Annotated in this window: 25 protein-coding genes; 20 read left to right on the plus strand and 5 right to left on the minus strand. The window is 64.4% G+C overall.

The genetic code is table 11. The features are described 5' to 3' along the window. Positions 1–619 precede the first annotated feature (619 nt). Positions 620–2,923, plus strand: a complete 2,304-nt coding sequence (locus ACK4OE_RS16975) for an NADP-dependent malic enzyme (RefSeq protein ID WP_409886305.1) — start codon at positions 620–622, stop codon at positions 2,921–2,923. Between the two features lie 184 nt (positions 2,924–3,107). Here ACK4OE_RS16975 and ACK4OE_RS16980 read toward each other — a convergent pair whose 3' ends face one another. Next, positions 3,108–3,926, minus strand: coding sequence for an HDOD domain-containing protein (locus tag ACK4OE_RS16980; protein ID WP_409886307.1), 819 nt, complete (start codon positions 3,924–3,926; stop codon positions 3,108–3,110). Between the two features lie 285 nt (positions 3,927–4,211). On the opposite strand from ACK4OE_RS16980, the gene ACK4OE_RS16985 reads away from it, so the two are divergent. The 3 genes from ACK4OE_RS16985 (at position 4,212) to ACK4OE_RS16995 (ending at position 6,953) form a co-directional block, all read left to right on the plus strand. Beyond that, positions 4,212–5,243, plus strand: coding sequence for an ABC transporter substrate-binding protein (locus ACK4OE_RS16985; RefSeq protein WP_409886309.1), 1,032 nt, complete (start codon positions 4,212–4,214; stop codon positions 5,241–5,243). 87 nt (positions 5,244–5,330) lie between these two features. Next, positions 5,331–6,167, plus strand: coding sequence for an ABC transporter ATP-binding protein (locus ACK4OE_RS16990; RefSeq protein WP_409886311.1), 837 nt, complete (start codon positions 5,331–5,333; stop codon positions 6,165–6,167). Between the two features lie 18 nt (positions 6,168–6,185). After that, positions 6,186–6,953 carry an ABC transporter permease gene (locus ACK4OE_RS16995; protein WP_409780635.1) on the plus strand — a complete coding sequence of 256 codons (768 nt, stop codon included), beginning with the start codon at positions 6,186–6,188 and terminating at the stop codon, positions 6,951–6,953. Positions 6,954–7,008: 55 nt separating this feature from the next. Here ACK4OE_RS16995 and ACK4OE_RS17000 read toward each other — a convergent pair whose 3' ends face one another. The 3 genes from ACK4OE_RS17000 to ACK4OE_RS17010 all read right to left on the minus strand — a co-directional run bounded on the left by ACK4OE_RS17000 (position 7,009) and on the right by ACK4OE_RS17010 (position 8,578). Then, positions 7,009–7,281 (minus strand): hypothetical protein, encoded by a 273-nt coding sequence (locus tag ACK4OE_RS17000; protein ID WP_409886313.1) that lies wholly within the window; start codon positions 7,279–7,281, stop codon positions 7,009–7,011. 161 nt (positions 7,282–7,442) lie between these two features. Continuing rightward, entirely contained in the window at positions 7,443–8,090 is a 648-nt protein-coding gene (locus ACK4OE_RS17005; protein ID WP_409886315.1) for a hypothetical protein, read from the minus strand. After that, positions 8,087–8,578 (minus strand): hypothetical protein, encoded by a 492-nt coding sequence (locus ACK4OE_RS17010; protein WP_409886316.1) that lies wholly within the window; start codon positions 8,576–8,578, stop codon positions 8,087–8,089. The genes ACK4OE_RS17005 and ACK4OE_RS17010 overlap by 4 nt, the downstream gene beginning before the upstream one ends. 257 nt (positions 8,579–8,835) lie before the next feature. Between ACK4OE_RS17010 and ACK4OE_RS17015 the strand changes: the two genes are divergently transcribed. The 10 genes from ACK4OE_RS17015 (at position 8,836) to ACK4OE_RS17060 (ending at position 18,448) form a co-directional block, all read left to right on the plus strand. After that, the gene (locus tag ACK4OE_RS17015; RefSeq protein ID WP_409886318.1) at positions 8,836–9,615 is read left to right on the plus strand and encodes a FadR/GntR family transcriptional regulator; all 780 of its coding nucleotides are present in this window, start codon (positions 8,836–8,838) and stop codon (positions 9,613–9,615) included. Between the two features lie 305 nt (positions 9,616–9,920). Further along, on the plus strand, positions 9,921–11,288 hold the full coding sequence (locus tag ACK4OE_RS17020) for a GntP family transporter (protein WP_409886320.1): 1,368 nt from the start codon (positions 9,921–9,923) through the stop codon (positions 11,286–11,288). A 31-nt stretch (positions 11,289–11,319) separates the two neighbouring features. Continuing rightward, complete coding sequence (gene ltnD, locus ACK4OE_RS17025; RefSeq protein WP_409886322.1) at positions 11,320–12,237, plus strand: L-threonate dehydrogenase; 918 nt, start codon at positions 11,320–11,322, stop codon at positions 12,235–12,237. Beyond that, positions 12,234–13,505, plus strand: coding sequence for a 3-oxo-tetronate kinase (gene otnK, locus ACK4OE_RS17030; protein WP_409886324.1), 1,272 nt, complete (start codon positions 12,234–12,236; stop codon positions 13,503–13,505). The genes ltnD and otnK overlap by 4 nt, the downstream gene beginning before the upstream one ends. A gap of 17 nt (positions 13,506–13,522) precedes the next feature. Further along, entirely contained in the window at positions 13,523–14,212 is a 690-nt protein-coding gene (locus tag ACK4OE_RS17035) for an aldolase (RefSeq protein ID WP_409886363.1), read from the plus strand. A gap of 38 nt (positions 14,213–14,250) precedes the next feature. Beyond that, positions 14,251–15,048 (plus strand): 2-oxo-tetronate isomerase, encoded by a 798-nt coding sequence (otnI, locus tag ACK4OE_RS17040; RefSeq protein ID WP_409886327.1) that lies wholly within the window; start codon positions 14,251–14,253, stop codon positions 15,046–15,048. A gap of 359 nt (positions 15,049–15,407) precedes the next feature. Next, the gene (locus ACK4OE_RS17045; protein ID WP_409886328.1) at positions 15,408–16,436 is read left to right on the plus strand and encodes an ABC transporter substrate-binding protein; all 1,029 of its coding nucleotides are present in this window, start codon (positions 15,408–15,410) and stop codon (positions 16,434–16,436) included. Between the two features lie 5 nt (positions 16,437–16,441). Continuing rightward, entirely contained in the window at positions 16,442–17,422 is a 981-nt protein-coding gene (locus tag ACK4OE_RS17050; protein ID WP_409886330.1) for an isopenicillin N synthase family dioxygenase, read from the plus strand. Next, positions 17,419–17,841, plus strand: a complete 423-nt coding sequence (locus ACK4OE_RS17055) for a VOC family protein (protein ID WP_409886332.1) — start codon at positions 17,419–17,421, stop codon at positions 17,839–17,841. Before ACK4OE_RS17050 ends, ACK4OE_RS17055 begins: the two co-directional genes overlap by 4 nt. 136 nt (positions 17,842–17,977) lie before the next feature. Then, positions 17,978–18,448 (plus strand): ribosomal protein L7/L12, encoded by a 471-nt coding sequence (locus tag ACK4OE_RS17060; RefSeq protein ID WP_409886334.1) that lies wholly within the window; start codon positions 17,978–17,980, stop codon positions 18,446–18,448. A gap of 48 nt (positions 18,449–18,496) precedes the next feature. On the opposite strand, the gene ACK4OE_RS17065 is transcribed toward ACK4OE_RS17060, so the two are convergent. Further along, a complete protein-coding gene (locus ACK4OE_RS17065) occupies positions 18,497–19,489 on the minus strand; it encodes an isopenicillin N synthase family dioxygenase (protein WP_409886336.1) in 993 nt (330 codons plus the stop codon). 482 nt (positions 19,490–19,971) lie between these two features. On the opposite strand from ACK4OE_RS17065, the gene ACK4OE_RS17070 reads away from it, so the two are divergent. From ACK4OE_RS17070 to ACK4OE_RS17095, 6 genes are all read left to right on the plus strand, one after another. Then, positions 19,972–20,499 carry a nucleoside deaminase gene (locus ACK4OE_RS17070; RefSeq protein ID WP_409886338.1) on the plus strand — a complete coding sequence of 176 codons (528 nt, stop codon included), beginning with the start codon at positions 19,972–19,974 and terminating at the stop codon, positions 20,497–20,499. Positions 20,500–20,556: 57 nt separating this feature from the next. Beyond that, on the plus strand, positions 20,557–21,231 hold the full coding sequence (locus ACK4OE_RS17075; RefSeq protein WP_409886340.1) for a TetR/AcrR family transcriptional regulator: 675 nt from the start codon (positions 20,557–20,559) through the stop codon (positions 21,229–21,231). A 150-nt stretch (positions 21,232–21,381) separates the two neighbouring features. Continuing rightward, positions 21,382–21,684, plus strand: coding sequence for a 2Fe-2S iron-sulfur cluster-binding protein (locus tag ACK4OE_RS17080; protein ID WP_409886342.1), 303 nt, complete (start codon positions 21,382–21,384; stop codon positions 21,682–21,684). Positions 21,685–21,706: 22 nt separating this feature from the next. Next, positions 21,707–22,294, plus strand: a complete 588-nt coding sequence (locus tag ACK4OE_RS17085; protein ID WP_409886344.1) for an NAD(P)H-dependent oxidoreductase — start codon at positions 21,707–21,709, stop codon at positions 22,292–22,294. A gap of 11 nt (positions 22,295–22,305) precedes the next feature. After that, positions 22,306–23,616, plus strand: a complete 1,311-nt coding sequence (locus ACK4OE_RS17090) for an amidohydrolase family protein (protein ID WP_409886345.1) — start codon at positions 22,306–22,308, stop codon at positions 23,614–23,616. Continuing rightward, positions 23,613–24,092, plus strand: coding sequence for a RidA family protein (locus ACK4OE_RS17095; RefSeq protein ID WP_409886347.1), 480 nt, complete (start codon positions 23,613–23,615; stop codon positions 24,090–24,092). The genes ACK4OE_RS17090 and ACK4OE_RS17095 overlap by 4 nt, the downstream gene beginning before the upstream one ends. Positions 24,093–24,099: the final 7 nt, after the last annotated feature.

Here is a 24,099-nt window from a genome sequence, read left to right on the forward strand (position 1 = left end):
CACAGGCGCGCAGTGAGTTCTGCGGCGCACCCCGCAACCGCCCCGACGCAGGTTGCCCCTTCGCAACGCGAAGGGGTCGCAGACTGGGGGGCGCCCTTTCTTTGGTGACTTTCTTTCGGCGACGCGAAAGAAAGTTACTCGCATGCCGGGCGACTCCCGGCCTCCGCCCTCAACACAAGCATGCTTCTCAAACCAGCACGCCCCGGCTTCGACAACCTCAGCCCGAACGGCTGGGATGGCGCCCCGCTTCCGCAAGCTCGGCCCGAACGGATAAACAAGCAAACAGGCGCAGCGAACATCCTGATCAGCCGCCCTCACCCCAACCGCAAAACAAATCCAGTATCCTCACGCCCCTCGACAGACCCCCGAGGCCCAGAACGTTTTCTTCCATGGCACCAGCCGCGACACCTGCGCCGCTGTCCTGCCGCACGCCAGCCCGACGCCCACCAGCGCCCTGCCTGCCCGCTGCCAGAAAACCCACACAATCCACCCCTTGGGCAGCTCCTGCTCGCGAAGGGTTTTAGCTCCATGCCGCATACGCATAAACGTGCATGCCAGCCACCCACGCCATCGGGTACCCTTGTTTTTGCATTCCGCCGACGACCTCCAGGATTTCCGTATGACCCAGACCCTTTCCGCCTCCGAACAGGCCCTGCGCGAAGCTGCGCGCGAGTACCACCGCAACCCCAGCCGGGGCAAGATTTCGGTGACGCCCACCAAACCGCTGTCCAACCAGCGCGACCTGTCGCTGGCGTATTCGCCCGGCGTGGCGTACCCGTGCCTGGACATCGAGGCCGACCCGTCCAAAGCGTTTGACTACACCTCGCGCGGTAACCTCGTCGGCGTCATCACCAACGGCACTGCGGTACTGGGCCTGGGCGACATCGGCCCGCTGGCCGCCAAGCCGGTGATGGAAGGCAAGGGCTGCCTGTTCAAGAAGTTTGCAGGCGTCGATGTGTTCGACATCGAACTGGCCGAGCGCGACCCTGACAAGCTCATCGAAATCATTGCGGCGATGGAGCCCACACTGGGCGGCATCAACCTCGAAGACATCAAGGCGCCCGAGTGCTTCTACATCGAGCAGCAACTGAGCGCACGCATGAACATTCCGGTGTTCCATGACGACCAGCACGGCACGGCCATCATCTCCAGCGCGGCGCTGCTCAACGGCCTGGAGCTGGTGGGCAAGGACATTGGCGCGGTCAAGCTGGCGGTGTCGGGTGCGGGGGCTGCAGCCATCGCCTGCCTGGACGTGATGGTGGGCCTGGGCGTGAAGCGCGAGAACATCTTTGTGGTGGACTCCAAGGGAGTCATCTACGAAGGCCGTGCAGGCACGCTGGATGTGTCCAAACAACGCTACGTGCAAAAGACCGACGCGCGCACGCTGGCCGATGTGGTCAATGGCGCGGACGTGTTCCTGGGCTGCTCGGCGCCCGGCGTGCTGACGGCCGAGATGGTCAAGACCATGGGGCCCAAGCCCATCATCCTCGCGCTGGCCAACCCCGAGCCTGAAATCCGGCCTGAGCTGGCCAAGGCCATCCGGCCCGATTGCATCATTGCCACCGGTCGTTCGGACTACCCCAACCAGGTCAACAACGTCCTGTGTTTCCCGTACATCTTCCGAGGCGCGCTGGACTGCGGCGCCACCAAGATCACCGAGGCCATGAAGCTGGCCTGCGTGCGCCAGATTGCTGATCTGGCCAAAGCCGACATCAGCGAAGAAGTGGCCAGCGCCTATGCGGGCAAAGAGCTGACCTTTGGCCCCGACTACCTGATCCCCACGCCGTTTGACTCGCGCCTGATCCTCAAGATTGCGCCCGCTGTGGCCAAGGCCGCGGCCGAGTCGGGTGTGGCCACACGCCCCATCGAAGACATGGAGGCGTACAAAGAGACGCTGTCGCGCTTTGTCTACCAGACCGGCATGCTGATGCGCCCTGTGATCATGGCGGCCAAGGCGCTGCCAGAGTCGCAAAAGCGCGTGGCCTATGCCGACGGCGAAGATGAGCGTGCCCTGCGTGCCGCACAGATGGCCATCGACGACAAGATCGCCGTGCCCATCCTCATCGGCCGCCCCGCCGTGATTGCCGCCCGCATCGAAAAGGCGGGCCTGCGCATGCAGCTGGGCAGGGACGTGGAGGTGTGCAACCCCGAGGACGACCCACGTTTTCGCCAGTATTGGGAGCACTACCACCAGCTGATGAAGCGCAATGGCGCGTCCATCGAAGTGGCTAAGGCCGCCGTGCGCCGGTCCAACACCATCATTGCCTCGCTGATGGTGACGCTGGGCGACGCCGACGCCATGATCTGCGGCCTGGTGGGCACGTATGAAACCCACCTGGAACGCATCCACAGCATTCTGGGCCGCCAGGCGGGCGTGAACGACTACGCTGCGCTGAACGCGCTGATGACCAGCCGCGGCACGCTGTTCATCGCCGACACCTATGTGAACGAAGACCCCACCGCGCAGCAACTGGCGGACATTGCCTGGATGTCGGTGCAAGAGGTGCAGCGCTTTGGCATTCCACCCAAGGTGGCGTTCCTGTCGCACTCCAGCTACGGCTCGTCCAAGCGCGCATCGGCCAAAAAGATGCGCCTGGCGCGCGACCTGTTTGTGGCCGCCCACCCCGACATCGAGTGCGACGGCGAACTGCACGGCGACGCGGCGCTGGAGCCCAACATCCGCAATGCCTACATGGCAGATTCCACGCTGACCGATTCGGCCAACCTGCTGATCTGCCCGAACCTGGATGCCGCCAATATCCTCTACAACGTGCTCAAGACCACCACCAGCGGCGGCGTTACGGTGGGCCCCATCCTGATGGGTGTGGCGGCCACGGCGTACATCCTGACGCCCGCTGCCACCGTGCGCCGCGTGCTGAACATGACGGCGCTGGCCGTGGCCAGCGCCGCTGCACGAACGTAGACCACCCCCTGAGGCGCTTCGCGCCTTCCCCCTCTCTCGCAGCGCTGCGCACTGCGGGAGGGGGACGCCGCCAGCGCACGGAGCGGAAGCGACATTGCCTTGTCGCGGCGGCCCTTGCGCGGCGGCCCTGGCTTGGCGTGCGCCAGTGTTCGCGGCCGGCTCCCTTGCGTTGCATCAGATAAATCTAGCGGACCGAGACATCCACAAACCCCTCTACCGGGGGCAGATGCTCGGCCAGCCATTCGGAGTCCAGCTGCAGCGCCTGCTTGATCTCTGCCGGCAGGGCGGCAATGGTGTCGGCGGGCGACTTGGGTTCTTCCAGCCCGATCTCGGCCAGCAGCATGGCCACGTGCAGGATGCCGCCCAGGCGGCAAAACGGGGTATGCGCCAGCGGGTCGTCGGCGGTTTCCAGCGCCAGCACCAGGGTGTCTGGAAACTTCCACCGGCGGGCCAGTTCGGCGGTCACCTGGGCTTCAGAAAAACCGAGCAGAGCCCGCTCGCGCTCCCAGCGCCCTCCCGCGTGGTGCGGTAGGTGCTCGATGGCAGGGATCTGTTCGGGCGCCTTCTGGGCAATGATCAGCTCGCCCAGCCGCACTAAAAATCCGGCCAGCCACGACTGCTGTACGTCCGACCCCAGCGTGCGCGCTAGCCATTGCGCATACCCGGCAATGGCCATGCTTTCCTTCCAGAAAGCGTTGGCGTCCACGCCCTCCGCGTCCTTGAACACGCCTGACATACACGCCGCCAGAGCCAGCGTGCGCACCTGGTTGAGCCCCACCATGGTGATGGCATCATCCAGCGATGCCACCTGCCGCGGCAACCCAAAGCGCGCACTGTTGGCCAGGCGAATGAGCTTGGCGGTCAGCGCCGGGTCGCGCGAGATGGCGTTGCGCACCTTCTCAAACGGGATATCGTCATCGCGCATCGTGGCGATCAGGTCCCGCGCCACGTCGGGCATGGTGGGCAGTTGAACGTTTTCAAAGAACTCTGAAATCTTGGGCATGTCGCGGTCCCCCCGGGTGGTGTGTAGATAGGTCAGTAGCCACTTGGTTGTATCACTGGCCCGGGCCACAGCCCTGCACGTTTGCCCCAATGCACAGGTGCCACAGATTCCATTTGCACCATTTCGGGAAACCCTGCATGCCACCATGCACCACTTCGGTGAACAATCGAACCCTGCAGCACACCCGCGTCCAGAAACCGGGCATCGTTTTTGCTGACCCAAGGTGTGGCCTATGTGGCCAGTACATTCCCTACCCGGATTTTTCTTTGCCTGACAGGAGCCCCTATGAAAAAAAGATTGTTCATGCAAACCGCCGTCGCACTGGCCCTCGTCAGCGGCGCTTCGCTGGCCCAGGCTCAGGCCACGACGCCTATCAAGTTCCAGCTGGACTGGCGTTTTGAAGGGCCTTCCGCGCTATTCCTGCAGCCGGTGGCCAAGGGCTACTTCAAGGCCGCTGGCCTGGATGTGACGGTAGATGCCGGCAACGGCTCTGGCGGTGCCGTGCAACGCGTGGCATCGGGCACCTATGACATGGGCTTTGCCGACCTGGCCGCGGTCATGGAATTCCACGCCAACAACCCCGACGCGCAGAACAAGCCCGTGGCGGTGATGATGGTCTACAACAACACGCCCGCCTCGGTCATGGCGCTCAAGAAGAGCGGCATCACCAAGCCTGCCGACCTGGCTGGCAAAAAACTGGGTGCCCCGGTGTTTGATGCAGGCCGCCGCGCGTTCCCGATCTTTCAGAAGGCCAACGGCGTCGGCGCTGTGACCTGGACCGCCATGGACCCACCGCTGCGCGAAACCATGCTGGTGCGCGGGGACGTGGACGCCATTACCGGCTTCACCTTTACGTCGCTGCTCAATCTGGAAGCCCGAGGCGCCAAGGCCGCTGACGTGGTGGTGCTGCCCTACGCCGACTTTGGCGTGAAGCTGTACGGCAATGTGATCATCGCCAGCCCGAAGCTGATCAAGGAGAACCCGGCCGCCATCAAGGCGTTCCTGCAGGCGTTCGCCAAGGGTGCCAAGGAAGTGATCGCTAACCCCAGCGCGTCGATCGAACACGTGAAGGCACGCGACGGCATCGTGAACGTGCCGCTGGAAACCCGCCGCCTGCAATTGGCCATCGACACCGTCATCAACAGCCCCGACGCGCGCGCCGAAGGTTTCGGCAAGGCCGTGCCCGGTCGCCTGTCGCTGATGGCCTCGCAGGTGTCCGATGCGTTCAACACCAAGACGCGCGTGAACCCCGACGATGTGTGGAACGGCAGCTTTCTGCCCAGCGCGGCCGATCTGAACGTTCTTCCCAAGAAGTAAGCAAGCGCTGCCAGACCACTATAAATTTAATAGCTGCTAGCGCTTATTCAACAGGCGCTAGCGGCCATTTTTATTCAAAATTTCTCCATGCAGGCTGCTGATTCCTATTTTGTGGACTTCCGCGATGTCTGGCTCGCCTACAACGACGAGCTGCGCGCGCAGAACCACTTTGCCGTCGAGGCCATCGACCTGCAAATCCGCCAGGGTGAATTCATTGCCATCGTCGGCCCCTCGGGCTGCGGCAAGTCCACCTTCATGAAGCTGGCCACCGGCCTGAAGATGCCGTCGATGGGCAAGATATTGATCGACGGCCAGCCGGTGACCGGCCCGCTCAAGATCTCGGGCATGGCGTTTCAGGCGCCGTCGCTGCTGCCATGGCGCACCACCGTAGACAACGTGCTGCTGCCGCTGGAGATCGTCGAGCCCTACCGCAGCAACTTCAAGCAAAAGCGCAAAGAGTACGAAGAGCGCGCCCGCAAGCTGCTGCAAAAGGTGGGCTTGGGCGGCTACGAAGACAAGTTTCCCTGGCAGCTGTCGGGCGGCATGCAGCAACGCGCCAGCATCTGCCGCGCGCTGATCCACGAGCCCAAGATGCTGCTGCTCGACGAGCCCTTTGGCGCACTCGACGCCTTCACCCGCGAAGAGCTGTGGTGCATCCTGCGCGACCTGTGGACCGAGCAAAAATTCAATGTGATCCTGGTCACGCACGACCTGCGCGAGTCGGTCTTTCTGGCCGACACCGTGTATGTGATGAGCAAGAGCCCCGGCCGGTTTGTGGTCAAGCGCGAGATTGAGCTGCCCCGCCCGCGCGAGCTGGAGGTCACCTACACCAAGGAATTCTCGGACGTCGTGCACGAGCTGCGTGGCCACATCGGCGCCCTGCGACAAAGTGCAGGCGCGGTCGTCGCGCCCCTTCCGCAATAAACAAGTCGACCTTCATCCATGCACAAGAAAACCGTAGAACGCTGGTCGCCGTGGCTGCTGCTGGTGGCGATCATCCTGCTGTGGCAGATCATCTGCTCGGCCTTCAGCGTCCCTGAATTCCTGTTCCCCAGCCCCTGGGTCATCGCCACACAGCTGGTCGAATTTGCGGGTGTTATTTCTGCGCACGCCTGGCGCACCTACTGGGTCACCATGGCGGGCTTTGGCATTGCCATCGTCGTCGGTGTGCTGCTGGGTTTTGTCATCGGCAGCTCGCGCCTGGCCTACGCCGCCGTGTACCCGCTGATGACCGCCTTCAACGCGCTGCCCAAGGCGGCTTTCGTTCCCATCCTGGTGGTGTGGTTCGGCATTGGCGTGGGCCCGGCCATCCTGACCGCGTTTCTCATCAGCTTCTTCCCCATCATGGTGAACATTGCCACGGGCCTGGCCACGCTGGAGCCCGAGCTGGAGGATGTTTTGCGCGTGCTGGGCGCCAAGCGCTGGGACGTGCTGACCAAGGTGGGCCTGCCGCGCTCCATGCCGTATTTCTTTGGCTCGCTCAAGGTCGCCATCACGCTGGCGTTTGTGGGCACCACGGTCAGCGAGATGACCGCCGCCAACGAGGGCATTGGCTACCTGCTCATCAGTGCGGGTTCTTCCATGCAGATGGGTCTGGCATTTGCGGGCCTGATGGTGGTGGGCGCCATGGCCATGGTGATGTATGAACTGTTCAGCTGGATTGAAAAGCGCACGACCGGCTGGGCGCACCGGGGGTCGCAGGGGGAGTAACTATTTGGCCTCAACCGCAGTGGTCCGCCGGGTCGGGACGGGCTGGGTCAGCGACTCATTTCTGCACGTAGGACGGGCCAAGCGCAACAACAGCTCTTTGAATTTCCAAGCGGACGGCGGGCCTGTCGATCACTTCGCCACAGTGCAATAACGGCAACGCTTTGGCATTCTGGGGCTGTGATTCGTCTCGAATGACAGCCATGTCGCCAACGGCATGTGCCCGCTCGACCTGCTCTGCAACCGCTGCCAAGGCATAGACATCACCTTTCATGCGCTGCACGATCACCGCGCCCCAAGCATCACCCTGATCCTTGAGAAAAGGGTCCACCTGGAGAGTCAGGCACTTCGCTATCGCATAGCCCTCTACGTCACGTTGAACCGCCGAACGCGGTGCTCCGCGCACATCCACTGCGGGGTCACAACCCATGAGCATCGCGCCCGCCACAGCGCCAACTACACGCAACCATCGGTCTCCCAGCACTAAGCAACCTACTTGTTGTTTGGCACTGATGGAAAAAGCCGACGCAAGGGGAACTCCCCATCCGACTCCCACAGGCCCGGCTGCGACCGCTCCCGCATGCTCCAGCCCTGCGGTCCAGGCACGTAGCGGCGAAAACTGGTCGTAAACTGCCCGTCCTCAAACTGGCTGCGCACAAAAATCAAGTGGTCCTTCTTGCCCACCCGCACCTTTTTCCACGCCGCTTTGCCCGTCAGGGCCAGCACCAAGGGCTCTTGGCTGCCATTCACCGTGCGTGCCTGCACGTGTTGCAGCCGGGTCCCATGCACGGCAAAAGGTCGGGTCAGCGGGCCGCTGTAGGTGCCCGCAGCCGTAGTCAAATCCACCGTCACAAGAACGGTGAAGGCCGGAGCGCCACGCAGCGCTGTCGGATCCAGCCTGGCCAGCGGAGCTTCCAGCGTGACGGTGTCCAGCACCTCGCCGCTGCAGCCACGCAGTTGCAGAACTGCGGGCGATGCTTCCACCGACTCGCCACTGGCCCACAAGCGGTCCAGCACTCCGGGCGTCACCCGGTCATCCAGCACGAGCTGGACGCTTTCGCAACCCACCGCCACTGCGTTGTGTGCGTGCACCAGGGGCGGGACCACTGCCAAACAGGCCACCAACAACCAGCGCTTCATGACCGAGGCACCTCGACGCCCGCGATGACGCCTTCGCTCAACGCCACGGCGGGCATCAGCACATTGATCTGCGAGTTCACATCCTTGTCTAGGTCCACACCCGCCCGCTCCAGCTCGCGCAGATAGCGTTCGGTGTCGTTTTCGTTGGGCGGTGTGAGCTTGGCGATGGCGTCGCGAACCTTCATGGCTCCGTACCTGTTGATGTATAGCGCCCTCTGGGCGGCATGGCCATCTTCCATGGTCGCGAACACAGCAAACACGCCCACGGCCCCGGTGACATTGCCAATCTTGAGCGCAGAGTCGCGCAGATTGCCAGGATTGTTGGCGCGCCAGGCGAGCGAGCCGCCCACCTTCACCAAAGTGGCATAAGCAATGAATCTGCGCCATTGCGCCGGGGTTTTGGCCGCTGCCTGATTGACGGAATGGATAGTGGACTGGCTCAGCTCGCCGCCAGCGACGACGGTGCCAGGGATGACAGGTTTGACCATATTGGGAAGGGCGCGACGGTGTCCGAAAGCGGAGGTGGCAGTGTAGGTAGCGGAGCAGCGCTACTTTTGACACTTTGTGCAACAGTCGCGACAGCCGGTTGCAAAGGCGCTTGCCAAAGCTGTGTCGTTGAGCTTCAGTCCCGCAAGGGACCGCCAGTTTGCAACGCCGGGCGCCAAGGCTTGGGGTAAAGTCAGCCGCGCTGAGGATCCCGTTGCCCCGACGAAAAAAATCCCGCTGCTGCTATCCCCCCACTTTCATGTCTTCGCCCTTCTCCGCCCTCAAACCCAGCGCCCGGCTCTCCGACCAGGTGGCCAGCGCGCTGGAGGCGGAGATCCGCGCGGGGCGGATCCAGGCAGCCGAAAAGCTACCCACCGAGGCGGTGCTGGCCCAGCAGTTCCAGGTCAGCCGCACGGTGGTGCGGGAGGCCATTTCGCGCCTTAAATCGCTGGAGCTGGTGGATTCGCGCCAGGGCAGCGGGGTGTACGTGCTGGCGCCTGGCATCGAGCCGCTGCAGTTTGATTTGCCCCACACCGCATCGCGCGAGGCCGTGATGCAGATCGTGGAGGTGCGCCGCGCGCTGGAATCCGAGGTGGCCGAACTCGCGGCCCTGCGGCGCACCGACGACGACATTGCGTCCATCCGCCAGGCGGTGCAGCGCATCGCCGAGGCCGTGCGCGCGGGCCGGGACGGCGTGGAAGAAGACGTGTTGTTTCACCGTGCCATTGCGCAGGCAGCAGGCAACCCTTTCATGATCAGCACGCTGGACTACCTAGCCCAGTTCCTCAAAGGCGCCACCCGCGTGACCCGCGCCAACGAGGCACGGCGCGCGGATTTTGCCGACGCCGTGAACCACGAGCACACACAGATCGTGTTGGCCATCGAGGCGGGCGACGCAGCGGCTGCGCGCGCTGCAGCGGCGCAGCATATGAAGAATGCACTGGCCCGCATAGAACAGGCCGACATCGCGTTCTGGGCCCAAGATGGCGCGCGACTGGCGCAGCCGCTGGTGGCCGCATCCGCACCACTGGTGTTCTGACCCGGGTGGCCCAACCGGTGGCGGCAGCGCGCAGGCTGCGTAGCACTCCACCGGTTTACTATCAAATTTATAGCTGCTAGCGCTTGATGGATGAGCGCTAGAGGCCAAAAAGACTAAAAACCGTGGCCCAACACCCGCGTCCGCAATCGCGCGATACGGGTTAACCCGCAGCAGGCCAGCGCGTGATAATTTGTATGATAACCATATAAACATATCAACCACGGGCCACCAAAGACTATCGCACGGCCCGTTTGCAGTGCCCGGTCCTCGGTCTGCCCCCCTTCCATCCCGGAGATATCCCGCACATGTCCACCCTCGCACTTCTTGGCATCGGCGCCGGCAGCATTGCCCTGCTCCTGTTGCTCATCATTCGCTGGCAGGTCCACGCTTTCGTAGCAATGATGCTGGTGAGCTTTCTGGTGGCGTTTGCCACCGGCATGCCCATTGGCGACATCATCAGTACGATGATTGCGGGCATGGGCGGCACACTGGGTTCGGTGGCCATCCTGGTGGCGCTGGGGTCCATGTTGGGGCGGATGATCGAGGTCTCGGGCGGCGCGGCCAGTCTGGCCAACCGGTTCACGCAGCTGTTGGGTCCCACGCGGGTGCCCATGGCGCTCACGGCGGCGGCGCTGGTGCTGGCAATCCCTGTGTTTTTTGACGTGGGCTTCATCATCCTGGTGCCCATCGTCTATGGCTTTTGCAAGGCGGCGGGCGTCAACCCCATCAAGTTTGGTCTGCCCGTGGCGGGCATCATGCTGGCTGCGCACGTGGTGGTGCCACCGCACCCCGGCATCGTGGGCGGCGCAGCCATCGTCAAGGGCGACATTGGCTGGATCACCATCATCGGCCTGGGCATCTGCATACCGCTGGCGGCGCTGGCGCAGGTCGTGTCGGGCTGGCTCAACCGCAAGGGCTACCCCATGCTGCCCGCCACTGCCGAGCAGTTTGCAGCCTTTGGCAACACCGAAGAAAGCAAGGCATCCAAAGCCCGCAGCGCCCCGGGTGTGGGCACCATCATGGCGCTCATCCTTATCCCGCTGGGACTCATCATGGCGGGCACCACCGGTGCTACGCTGCTCCCCAAGGGCGACAGCTTGCGCAACGTGCTGGGCTTCATCGGCTCGCCCATCTTTGCGCTGATGGTGGCCGTGGGCCTGGCGATGTTTTTGCTGGGCCGCAGCCAGGGCTGGAACCGCGAGCGCACCAACGCCATCATGGAATCTGCCCTGCCCCCTGCCGCCACTGTGATCCTGGTGACGGGCGCGGGCGGCGTGTTTGCCAAGGTGCTCACGGCCAGCGGTATTGGCGCTGCGCTGTCGCAAAGCCTTACGGCCACGCACCTGCCGCTGATTTTGCTGGCCTTCATCATTGCGCTGGCTCTGCGCGCTGCACAGGGCTCGGCCACCGTGGCCATCATCACCACCTGCGGCCTGCTGGCCGATGCCATCGCGGGTGGCGGGTATTCCCCCTTGCAAGTGGCGCTGCTCACGGTTGCCATTGGCTTTGGCGCGCTGGGCCTGTCGCACGTCAACGATTCGGGGTTCTGGATCGTGACCCGCTACCTGGGCCTGAGCGTGGGCGATGGCCTGCGCACCTGGACCGTGCTGACCACCGTGCTGGGCGTGGCGGGCTTTGCCCTGACCGCCCTGCTGTGGGTGGCCGTTGCCTGATTTTTTCTCTTTGCTCTAGAAAGACACCACTATGACCCAACCCACCGTAGGCATCATCGGCCTGGGCGCCATGGGCGCTGGCATTGCCAAGACCCTGCGCAACAACGGCTTCACCATCCACGTGTGCGACGTGCGCCCCGGCGTGGCCGATGCCTTTGTGGCAGAAGGCGGCACAGCCCACGCCACCACCGCTGCGCTGGCGGCGGTGAGTGATGTGGTGGTGTCGGTGGTGGTCAACGCCGCACAGACTGAAAGTGTGCTATTCGGTGACGATGGCAAGAGCGGTGCCGCCACCACCATGCGCCCCGGCAGCACCTTTGTGATGTGCTCCACCGTAGACCCCAACTGGTCCGTGGCGCTGGAAGCCCGCCTGAACGCACTGGGCCTGCACTACATAGACGCGCCCATCTCCGGCGGTGCAGCAAAGGCCGCATCGGGCCAGATGACCATGATGACCTCGGCCAAGCCCGAGGCCTATGCTGCAGCGGGCGCCGTGCTCGACGGCATGGCCGGCAAGGTGTACCGCCTGGGTGACAAGGCGGGCGCGGGCAGCAAGGTCAAGATCATCAACCAGCTGCTGGCCGGGGTGCACATCGCCGTGGCCGCCGAAGCCATGGCCCTGGGCCTGCGCGAAGGCGTGGAAGCAAGCGCCTTGTATGAAGTGATCACGAACAGCGCGGGCAACAGCTGGATGTTTGAGAACCGCATGGCCCATGTGCTGGCGGGCGACTACACGCCACTGTCGGCTGTAGACATCTTCGTGAAGGACCTGGGCTTGGTGCTGGACACCGCCCGCTCCAGCAAATTCCCGCTGCCACTGGCCGCCACTGCGCACCAGATGTTCATGCAGGCATCGACCGCTGGCTTTGCCAAGGAAGACGATAGCGCCGTGATCAAAATCTTCCCTGGCATCACGCTGCCTGAGGGCAAAGGCAAGGAGCAGGCATGACGCGCGCGCTGCTGGGCTGCATTGCCGACGACTTTACCGGCGCCACCGACCTGGCCAACAACCTGGTGCGCGCAGGCATGCGCGTGGTGCAGGCGATGGGCGTGCCCACGGCACCTTTAGATGCGGAGGCCGATGCCATCGTGGTGGCACTGAAGTCGCGCACCATTCCGAAGGACGAAGCCATCGCCCAGTCGCTGGCTGCCCTGCAGTGGCTGCAAGCCCAGGGCGCCGAGCAGATCTACTTCAAGTACTGCTCCACCTTTGACAGCACGGCCGAAGGCAACATCGGCCCCGTGACCGACGCGCTGATGCAAGCCCTGGGCACCGACTTCACCATCGCAACGCCCGCCTTCCCCGACAACAAGCGCACCGTGTTCAAGGGCTACCTGTTTGTGGGCGACGTGTTGCTGAACGAGAGCGGCATGCAGAACCACCCGCTCACGCCCATGACCGACCCCAACCTGGTGCGCGTGTTGCAGGCGCAAACACCCAGCCGCGTGGGCTTGATTGACCACAGCGTGGTCGCACAGGGCGAGGCCGCCATCCGCGCACGCATCGACCAACTCAAGGCCGAGGGCGTGCGTATGGCCGTGGTAGATGCGGTGTCGAACGCCGACCTGCTGCGCCTGGGGCCCGCGCTCAAGGGCATGCCTTTGGTCACAGCAGGCTCTGGCGTGGCGATTGGCCTGCCGGGCAACTTTGGCGTGGCCCCCAGCAACGAGGCCGCCCGCCTGCCCGCCGCGCAAGGGCTGCAGGCCATCGTGTCGGGCAGTTGTTCGGTGGCCACCAACCAGCAGGTCATGGATTTCATCAAAGCCGGCAAACCCGCGCTGGCCATCGACCCGCTGCGCATCGCCGCAGGCGTGGACGTGGCCGCCGAAGCACTGGCCTGGGCTGAAGGCCACATCGGCCAGGGCCCGGTGCTGGTGTATTCCACCGCCGAGCCATCGGCCGTGCGCGCCATCCAGGGCAAGCTGGGTTCCGACAAAGCCGGTGCGATGGTGGAAGAAACCATCGCCGCCATTGCCCGCGGCCTGGTGCAGCGTGGTGTGCGCCAGCTCATCGTGGCGGGCGGCGAAACCTCGGGCGCCTGCGTGCAGGCCCTGGGCATTGCGCAAATGCGCATTGGCGCGCAGATAGACCCCGGCGTGCCGTGGTGCCACGCCGTGGCCCCCGATGCAACAGACGGTCTGCACATCACGCTGAAATCTGGCAATTTCGGCAGCACCGACTTCTTCACCAAGGCTTTTGCACAATTGCAGGCATGACCTCCACCCCAGCCTTCATGGATGAGAACACGGCCCGCAACGAAATCTGCCGCGTGGGCCGCAGCCTGTTTGAGCGGGGCTATGTGCATGCCACCGCTGGCAACATCAGCGTGCGCCTGGCCGATGGCTACCTCATCACCCCCACCGATGCCTGCCTGGGCACACTGAAGCCCGAGCGGCTGGCACGCCTTACCGCCCAAGGCCTGCAGGTGGCGGGCGACCGGGCCAGCAAGACGATTGCGCTGCACCGGCAGATTTACGAAGCCTCGGCATCTACGGCAGCCCCAGCGCGCTGCGTGATCCACACCCACAGCACGCATCTGGTGGCGTGCTCGCTGCAAGCCGACACCGCAGCAGGCGGCCAGCTGGCGGCGGATGCGCAACTGCTGCCACCCATCACGCCCTACTTTGTGATGAAGGTAGGCCGTGTACCGCACATCGCCTACCACCGCCCCGGCGACGCCGCAGCGGCTGCGCTGGTGGCGCAGACCATCACCCGCTATGCCGCACAGGGCAGCCCTGTACGGGCCGTGATGCTGGCGCGCCTGGGGCCCAACGTGTGGCACAGCACGCCCGCTGCCGCCATGGCCGTGCTGGAGGAGCTGGAAGAAACCGCCCGCCTTTGGATGCTGTGCCAGCCCCACCCCACGCCGCTGACCGAGTCCCAGATTGAAGAGCTGCGCCAGACCTTTGGCGCGCAGTGGTAAGGCAAGCCAAGCCACGTCTTCGCCCAAGAAAGAACCCCATGCCCCGTTTTGCCGCCAACCTGTCCATGCTTTACAACGACGTGGACTTTCTCGACCGCTTTGCCGCCGCCGCCCGCGACGGCTTCAAGGCGGTGGAATACCTCTTCCCCTACGCCTACCCTTCACAAGAGTTGGCCGCGCGCTTGCAAGCCCATGGCCTGCAGCAGGTCTTGTTCAACGCCCCGCCTGGCGACTGGGATGCAGGCGAGCGCGGCTTGGCCAGCCTGCCGGGGCGCGAGGCAGAGTTCCGCGACGGCATAGCCAAAGCCATTGAATACGCCCAGGCGCTGCAATGCCCGCGCATCCACGTGATGGCGGGGCTGGTCCCGCAGGGCGCCGACGCAGCCACCGTGCGCGCCTCCTACGTCGCCAACGTGCGCTATGCCGCTGAGCAGGCCGCACCGCACGGCATCCAGATCCTGCTGGAGCCCATCAACGGTCGCGACATGCCCGGCTTCTTTCTGAGCCGCCAGGACCAGGCCCATGCGCTGATTGCAGAGATCGGTGTAGCCAATGTCAAAGTGCAGATGGACCTGTACCACGCCCAAATCGTCGAGGGTGACCTGGCCATGAAGATTCGCCAGTACCTGCCCACCGGCAATGTGGGCCACCTGCAGATCGCGGGTGTCCCCGAGCGGAACGAGCCCGATGTGGGTGAGCTGAACTACACCTACCTGTTCAAGCTGCTCGACAGCCTGGGCTACACCGGCTGGATTGGCTGCGAATACCGCCCGGCGCGCGGGGCTGCGCCCCATGCCACGTCGGACGGTCTGGGCTGGCTCAAGCCCTGGCTCTGAACGCCCGCCTCGCACCAAAGTCGCTTCCGCACGCCTGCCGCTGGTGCAGCGCGCACCAGCGCGCAGCGCACTGCGTCTTGTGCAGCGGCGCTAGCCGTCGGTTGGTATGGCACAGATCCTGCGGTTGGTGGACGACCAAGAGTAGAAGCGTTCAGCGGCCACCGCCCGGAAATTGCTCTTGAAGCACGCAGCAGACAAGCAAGCGCCCCCAGTGGCTCTGCGTCTGCGCGCCTTCAAGAACCAGGCTGCAGCCCTCTCAGGGCCCTTGCTTGCTGTTGCGTGCACCCGTTCGATGTCCGGTGGAGCTTGGGTTCCATGGGCCATCGTGGTTGAACTCATCTCGCCAAGGAGTGCCTCACATGCAACGCCGTTCCCTCATACGCGCCACGGGCGCCGCCGCCCTCTTGTCCGCCACGCCCTTTGTGCGTGCCCAGGGCAGCCTGCAAAAATTCAAGTTCAACCTGGGCTGGAAAATCGAAGCCTCGGGCGCGGGCTTTCTGCTGGCGCACCATCGGGGCTACTACAAAGACGCAGGGCTGGACGTAGCCATCGACACGGGCAATGGCTCGGCGTCGGCCATCAGCCTGGTGGCGGGCAGTGCGTATGACGTGGCGTCGGCCGATCTGTCGACCATGATCGAGTTCAACACGGCCAACCCGCAGGCACGCTTGGCGGCGGTGGCCATTCAGTACGACCTGAACCCCAACTCGGTGATGGTGCGCAAGGACGGCGCGATCAAGAAGCCGTCCGATCTGGCGGGCAAGACCATCCTGGGCCAGCCCTTCAACGCATCGCGCAAGCTGTTCCCCGTGTTTGCCAAGGCACAGGGTTTTGACCCCAGTGGCGTGAAATGGGAGAACGTGGCGCCAGACATTGGCGACACACGTTTTGCCAAAGGCGACTTCGACGCTGCTGCGTATTTCTTCTTCACGGGGCTGCTCAACCTCAAGTCCCGCGGCATGGGGCCCGAGCAGCTCACGGTGTTCCGTTTTTCTGACTTCGGCATGAAGTCGTACGGCAACGGCCTCATTGCCAACCCAAAGAGCATGCAGGACGCGCCCGATGCGATGAAGGCGTTTGTGAATGCCACCACGCGCGGCTGGATCGATGCCATTGCCGACCCCAAGGCGGGTGCCGCCGCCATCAAGGCGCGTGAGCCGCTGGCCAATGAGGCCATCGAGCTGGAGCGCCTGCAGCTCATCGTCGACGGCACCATGAAGACCGACGAGACCCGCGCCAACGGCTGGGGCGCTGCTACGCCCGCCCGCCTGCAAGCCACCATCGACGAAACCGTGGCCGCGTTCGGCCTCAAGTCCAGCCTGGCTGTGGCTGACATCTGGACCGACCGCTTTTTGCCGAACGCCGCCGACCGCAAGCTCAAGGCCTGATGGCCATGGGCATTCCGCTGATCAACCTTGCAGGCGCGCTGCAGGTGGGTGCGCCGCGCTGCGCAGAAGTGGCAGCACAGTTGCGCCAGGCTTGCATGGGGCCCGGGTTCTTATGTGTCACGCAGCATGGCGTGCCGCAGGAACTGATTGCACAGCAGTTTGCGCTGGCGGCGCGGTTCTTTGACCTGCCGTTGGCTCAAAAGCAGGCCATCTCGCTGCACCAGTCGCCATCGATGCGCGGCTACGAAAGCCTGGGCGGCCAGACCCTGGACGCCGCAGCGCGCCCCGACCTCAAAGAGAGCTTTTACTGCGGCCTGGACTACCCTGCAGACCACCCGTATGTGCAGCGCGGCTACCACTCGTACGGCATCAACCAGTGGCCCGCCGAGTTGCCCGACATGGATGCGCAATGCAGGGCCTACATCGCGGCGATGCAAGCCCTGGCACTGCGGCTCATGCAGTTGATGGCGCTGTCGCTGGGCCTGCCAGAAGACTATTTCGACCACACGCACCAGAACCCCATGCTCACGCTGCGGCTGCTGCGCTACCCGCCGCACCCCGAGGGCGCTGACGCATTGACCTTTGGTGCGGGCGAACACACCGATTGGGGCGCCATCACCTTGCTGGCACAAGACCACCATGGCGGGCTGGAGGTGAAGCTACCGAATGGCGAATGGGCCGCAGCCACACCCATAGAAGGCGCACTGGTGGTGAACCTAGGCGACATGATTCCCCGCTGGACCAACGGGTTGTACCGGTCCAACCCCCACCGCGTGCGCAACGTGCACAGCGCAGGTGCACCACGCCATTCCATTCCGTTTTTCTACACACCGGACTACGAGGCGCAGGTCAGCCCGGTGGCCACCTGCGTGCCCACAGGCGAGACCCCGCGCTTTGCGCCTTGCACGGTGGGTGAGCACTTGCAGGCCATGTACCAGAAGACCTACGGGTTGCAACCCGGCAGCAAGACGGCGGTGATCGCATGAAGCTCTGGTTCAACCTTTTTTGCCAGGACATCGACGCCCAGCAGCAGTTCTACCAGGCCCTGCTGCAGCTGCCAGAGGCCGTGGGCACGCGGTCTCCCATCTACCGTGCCGTGGAGACCGAGAGTTTTCAGCTGGGGTTCAACGCACGGGCTGCCTACGCACTGCTGGGCCTGGGCGACCGCACACCTCCAGACGGACAGCAGAGCGCGGTCACCGGCTACGCCACCTTCATGCTCGACAGCGCCGACGCGGTGACCGCTGCCAGCCGCCGCGCTGCCGCGTTGGGCGGGCGCATCGTCAAAGCGCCGTACGCCACGTACTACGGCCAATGGCAGGCCGTGCTGGCCGACCCGGAAGACAATGTGTTTCGGCTCAGCGCCATCGGCCTGCCTGCCACGGGTGCGGCCACGCAGGCCTGACACTGCGCCGTGCCGTGGCCAGTTGGCGCGGCCCCGTTCTCCGACGACTGCCGCGAAACGCGCCAAGCCGTCTGGGAACAACGGAGCGCGTGATACAACCCGCGTTGGCGCACCCGCCGCATCCAAGGAGTCCTTCATGTTTAAAACCGGGGAACCCCTGCCACCCGCGGTGCTCGCGGCCCTTGCCCAGGGCCGCACCATCGACGCCATCAAACAGTTGCGCGAAGCCCATGGCCTCTCGCTGAAAGAAGCCAAGGACCTCGTTGACGCGCACACGCAAGCGCGCCCCGCCGCCGCATTACCCTCCGCAGCGCAGCGCCCCACGGGCTTCTCCGCGTCCACCGCCATGGGCAGCGTGCCCGACACCGTGCAGCACGCACTGGCGCAAGGCAACAAGATCGAAGCCATCCGCCTGCTGCGCGACCATGCAGGCATTGGGCTCAAAGAAGCAAAAGACCGGGTGGATGCGCTGGACGTTTCTCGCCAGCGCCACGCCGAGGGCCTGGCGCCCGGCGAAGTGTCCCACAAGACGGGGGCAATGACGTGGGTTGCGGTAGCTGCCATCGTGGCACTGATCGCGTTTGCGTATTTGCGCTCCGGCGCGTGACGGCATGCACTTGGCATGCACTTGGCATGCCGTTGATACGCAGCTTTCTCAGTAGGCCTTGAAGTTGGCTGCCACCCGCTGATTCAGGTAATCACCTGCGGCGATGGCCGGGTACTTCTTGCCCGGTCCTTCGATGATGGCATCACGGTTGGCCTGCGCAAAAAACGCAATGCTGTAGCGGGGCCCCATGTATTCACCGGGCAGCGGGTTCTTCACGCGGTGGAAGTTGCTGGGCAGCTGGTCATCGCTCCAGCGCATCAGCATGTCGCCGATGTTGCAGGTGATGGCTTCTTCATCAGGGGTGACCGAGGTCCATGCCTGGCTGTCCATCTCCTTGCCCGGGCACACCTGCAGGCCGCCCTGGCCCTGGCGCTGAAACAGCAGGGTCAGGCAGTCAAAATCGGTGTGCGCACCGGCACGCCACAGGCCCAGGCTGGCCTGCTGCTCTGGCGGCGTTGCAAAGTAGTGCAGCAGGCGCAGGGTGCTTTGGTAGCTGGCCTGCGCGGGGTCATGCGCGCGATGAAAAAACGCTTCGTCAAACCCCAGCTTCCACGCAAAACATGACAACACCTGCATTGCCACCTGCCAACATTTGCCTTCAAACGCGAGCAGCGTGGACTGAAACCCCGCCAGCTCCTCCTCTGTGGGCCACAAGCCGTTCATATGCGGGCGGGTGATCTGGTAGGACTCTTTCTGGTCTGGCGTGCCTGTGGAGGGGCGCACTTGCGCGCGGCTCTCCCAGCCCACGTTCAGCGCCTTTTTCAGCGGGTACTGCGCCTTCACCGCATCGGGCAGCGCAAAAAAGCGCTCGGTCATCACAAAGGCGTTGCGCACCTCGGCAAGGTCGATGCCGTGGTTCACGATCTGAAAGAAACCGACGTCAACAGCGGCGTCCCACAGCTGCTGTGCAATCTCGGTCTTGCGCTGCGCAAAGTCGGTGAGATCAATGCGGCGGATTTCGCGGCTGGCGGTTTCCGAGCCCATCGCGCCCATACGCGTTTCTTTCTGCAGCTCGTCGAGAGGGTAGGTGGTAGTGGTCATGCGGTTCTCCTGAAGACAAGGTGGAAGTCAATGAATACCTCCCGCTCCACACTTCAAGAATGAGGCCGCTGGATGCGCCTGTTGGGACAGATTTCTCTGGCCCATACAAAAGACACAAGGCAATGCCGGTCTCATCCTGAAGCCACGGTGCGCGCGAGCGCACTGCACGGTGCGGGCTTCAAGAGCAATTTCCGGCTGGCCTGGCCCGCATGCTCCACGGCATGAAGGGCTGCGCAGTGAACGCTTCTACTCTTGCCACAGATCATGCAAGAAGAATGCCCATGGCTGCACGCTGCTGCACGTACAGCGCATCCACGGCGCATCCTTGGCGGAGAGGTCTCGCCAACAACAAGCATGCATACATGTCACTGATTGTTATTGGCATGCCAAATGCATAGCGATGGCAACAGCAACGGCGGGTCTGCAGGCCGCACGACGCTGCGCAACAACCTGACCATCACACAACTCCCGGAGACAACCCCATGCACGCTCTCTTGTCCGCCGCCCCCGACCAGCTGGACGACCCCAGCACGCTCAACGACACCGACGGCACCTACCTGCGCCAGGCCATTGCGTGGTCTTGCACTGCCCGCGCACGCGGCAACCGCCCTTTTGGTGCGGTGGTGATTGCTGCTGACGGCACGCTGCTGGCAGAGGCCTACTGCAACACCACCGAAACGGGCGACTGCACGGGCCACGCCGAAACCAATGCGGTGCGCCAGCTCAGCGCCAGCGTGAGCCGCGACACCCTTGCGCAGGCCACGCTGTATTCGTCGGCAGAGCCGTGTGTGATGTGCGCGGGCGCCATCTTCTGGTCAGGCATTGGTCGCGTGGTATTCGGAATAGACGCTGTGCGACTGCGCGTGTTCCGTGGTGAGCGCAGCGAGCAGCGCGACGCCGAACTGTCGTGCCGCGACGTATTCGCCGCTTCGCCCCACGCCATCGAATGCATCGGCCCGGCATTGATTGAAGAGGCCAGCGCCCCGCATGTGGGTTTCTGGAAATCCTAACGTCTTGTCGCCACCGACGAGAATCAGCACCTCCTCTGCCGCCCCATGCCACCCTCCATGACCGAACCCGAAGCCGACAACAGCAGTACGCACAGCAATGTGTCCGGCGCCCTGCTCAGCCGCTCCAAACAGGGGCGCGAGCGCATCCTCGCCGCCATCCGCGACGCGGCCATTGCCGAGTTCAGCCGCCATGGGTTCAAGGGCGCGTCCACCAAGGCCATTGCCGAGCGCGCGGGGCTGACCAAGCCGCAGCTGCACTACTACATCAGCAGCAAGGAAGAGCTGTATGAAGAGTTGCTGTACTCGGTGCTCAACGGCTGGTCGGGCGCCTTCATCTTTGACAACAACAGCGACGACCCCAAGAAGGTGCTCAGCAGCTACGTGCGCAAGAAACTCGACTACGCGCTGGACAACCCCGGCCTGTCGCGCATCTTCACCACCGAGGTGCTGGGTGGCGGGCGCAACCTGGGCAAATACTGGCCCGTGGCCGTCAAGTCCACGCAGCAGAAGGTAGATCTGATCAACCGCTGGATCGCCGAGGGCCGCATGCGTGCCGTCAACCCCACGCTGCTGCTCATGCAGATATGGGGCATGACACAGCACTACGCCGACTATGGCGTGCAGGTGCACATCATGCTGGGCCTGGCGCCCGACGAAGCCATCGACCGCGAACCTATCGTGCGCGAACTCACCACTTTTGTGCTGCTGGGCTGCGGGCTCGCACCAGATTAAGCACACAGCGCCCGGTTGCGTGCATCGCCACCGGTTCTCGCCGCCCTTGATGCAGGGCAAGCCCCCCTTAACGCGCCGAAACCCGCTCCTGGCCTTGCTGGCACAGCGTTTGCATTAGTTTGACCAATCGATCAAATCAAATGGTCAAAAATGCAAACCATCACCCCAACGCCGCCCTCGACAGCCACCGAAACCACCTTTGAACTGGTGCTAGCCCGCAGCCAGATGCGGTTGCCCGTGAGCCCCGGCGAGAGCATGGCTGACGTGCTGCAACTGGCGGGTGTGGCCATCGAGACCCTGTGCGAACAAGGCGTGTGTGGCACCTGCGTCACGCGCTGGCTGGACGGCGCCCCTGACCACCGCGACAGCTGTCTGAGTGCCGAAGAGCAGACCACCCAGGTTGCGGTGTGCTGCGCGCGCAGCCACAGCCCCACGCTGACCCTTGATCTCTGACCCCGACAGAAGGAACCCCGCCATGCGCATCCTCGTCATCTACTGCCATCCGGTGGAAACCAGCTACAACGCGGCGCTGCATGCCGAGGTAGTAAGCAACCTGCGCAGCGCGGGGCACGAGGTGGACGACTGCGACCTCTACGCCGAGGGCTTCAACCCCGTGCTGACGCGCGAGGAGCGCCTGGGCTACCACGAGGTGCCCAGCAACCGCCTGCCGGTGCAAGGCTATGTAGACCGCTTGCTGTGGGCCGAGGCGGTGGTGTTTTGTTTCCCCACCTGGTGCTTTGGCATGCCCGCCATGCTCAAAGGATTTTTTGACCGCGTGCTGATGCCCGGCGTGGCCTTTGACATCAGCGACCCGAACAACGTCAAGCCCTCGCTCACGCACATCAAGCGCATTTCTGCGGTGGTCACCTACGGCCGCGCACGCTGGACAGCCATGCTCATGGGCGACCCGCCACGCAAGTCCATCACCCGCTACCTGCGCCTGCTTACGGGCGGAAAAGCCCGGGTCAGTTACCACGCCTACTACCACATGAACGTGGCCACGCCCACACGCCTGGCCGCCTTCAAAGCCCGCGTTGGCCAGGCCATGGCGCGCTTTGCGTGAGGGAACGCGGCATGCACACATCCAACACCCCCGACCACATCCTTGGTGCACGGCTGCCCCGGTGGCTGTTGCCGCAGCACTGGCCGACAGCGGGCCACCAACCCGCCTTGGCCACCCTGCATCTGGCACTTGGCAAGGTGCAGGGCATCACCCCCTTCGACCCCGCCGCAGCCCTGCACGGCACCACCTGGGACGTCGCCGGTGCGCTGGTGCTGCCCGGTCTGGTCGACGCCCACACCCACCTCGACAAAGCCTTCACCCTGCCGCGCATGGGCGTCGTCAAGCCCGGTTTGCTGGGCGCCATCGACGCGATGATGGTCGACCGCCAAAGCTGGACTGAAACCGACATTCACGCCCGCGCCAGCCGCGCCCTGCAATGGGCCTACGACGCAGGCACGGTGCACGTTCGCACCCACTGCGACTGGTGGGAGCCCGATGCGCAGCCGCTCGCCTGGAACGTGTTGCGTGCACTGGCGCACGACTGGGCAGACCGCATCACGCTGGAGCGCGTGAGCCTGATCCCGCTGCACCTGTACGCCGACCGAAACACCGCCATGCGGCTGGCCGCCACGGTGACAGATAGCGGCCCAGGCGCCTTGCTAGGCGGGTTTGTGCATTCCACCAACTGGAACCCCCAGGCCCTGCGCCACCTGTTCGAGGCTGCGCAGCACCACGGTCTGAACGTGGACCTGCATGTCGACGAAGAGCTGCACCCGGGCGCACTGGGCCTGGCCACCACCGCGGCGCTGTTGAAAGAACTGCGGTTCGAAGGCCATGTGGTTTGCGGCCATACCTGCGCGCTGGCAGCACAGGATGAAGCCACCGCCCTGGCCACGCTGGATGCGGTGGCGCAAAGCCCCATCACCCTGGTCACCCTGCCCATCACCAACCTGCTGCTGCAGGACGCCACCACTGGCCGCACACCGCGCCAGCGCGGCCTGACGCTGGTCAAGGAAGCCCGCGCACGCGGTATCCCGGTGCTGGTGGCCAGCGACAACGTGCAAGACCCGTTCTGCCCCGTGGGCAGCTTTGACCCGCTGGAGGCGCTGGCCACCGGCGTGCTGGCTGCGCAGCTGGACGCGCCGTTTGACCAGTGGAGCGAATCACTGTGCCGTGCCGACTGGCTGCGCCGGGGCTCGCCCGCGCTGCCACTGCAGGCGGGCGACCCGGCCGACCTGCTGGTCTTCATCCAGGCCGACCACTGGGGCTTTCCGTCGCGCACGCAAGGCCGCGTGGTGCTGCGCCAGGGCCGCGTCGCCAGCGGCCATGCACCTGCCGCCTGGCATGTGCCCACACCCCAATTGACAAGGAGCCCGGCATGACCGCCCCCACACCGAGCACAGCCACCACGCCAGGCATCGCCCAGCCCCTGGCCCGCTACGCCGCGTGGCGCCGCGCAGGCGACTTCATCTACCTGAGCGGCATCATCGCTGTGGACCCCGCCGCCAGCCGCATCGTGCGCGGCTATGCCGACATCCCAGACGAGGCCGCCACGCTGATTGGCCGCACGGGCGAGTTCAGCAGCGACATCAAGGAGGGCCCGATCCTCGCGCAGAGTTGGTATGTGCTGGACCGCATCCGGCTGACCATTGAAGCCGCTGGCGGACAGATGTCCGACGTGTTCAAGCTGGTGCAGTACTTCAAGAACCTGGACCACTTCCCGCAGTACAGCCGCGTGCGCAAGCTGTTCTTCCCGGGCGAACCACCCGCCTCCACCGTGGTCGAGGTGACCGGCATGTTGCCCACCCCAGACATCCTCATCGAAGTCGAAGCCACGGCGTACCTGCCGCAGCGCTGACTCATTC

It is taken from the genome of Acidovorax sp., assembly GCF_046314175.1.
Lineage (GTDB): Bacteria > Pseudomonadota > Gammaproteobacteria > Burkholderiales > Burkholderiaceae_C > Acidovorax.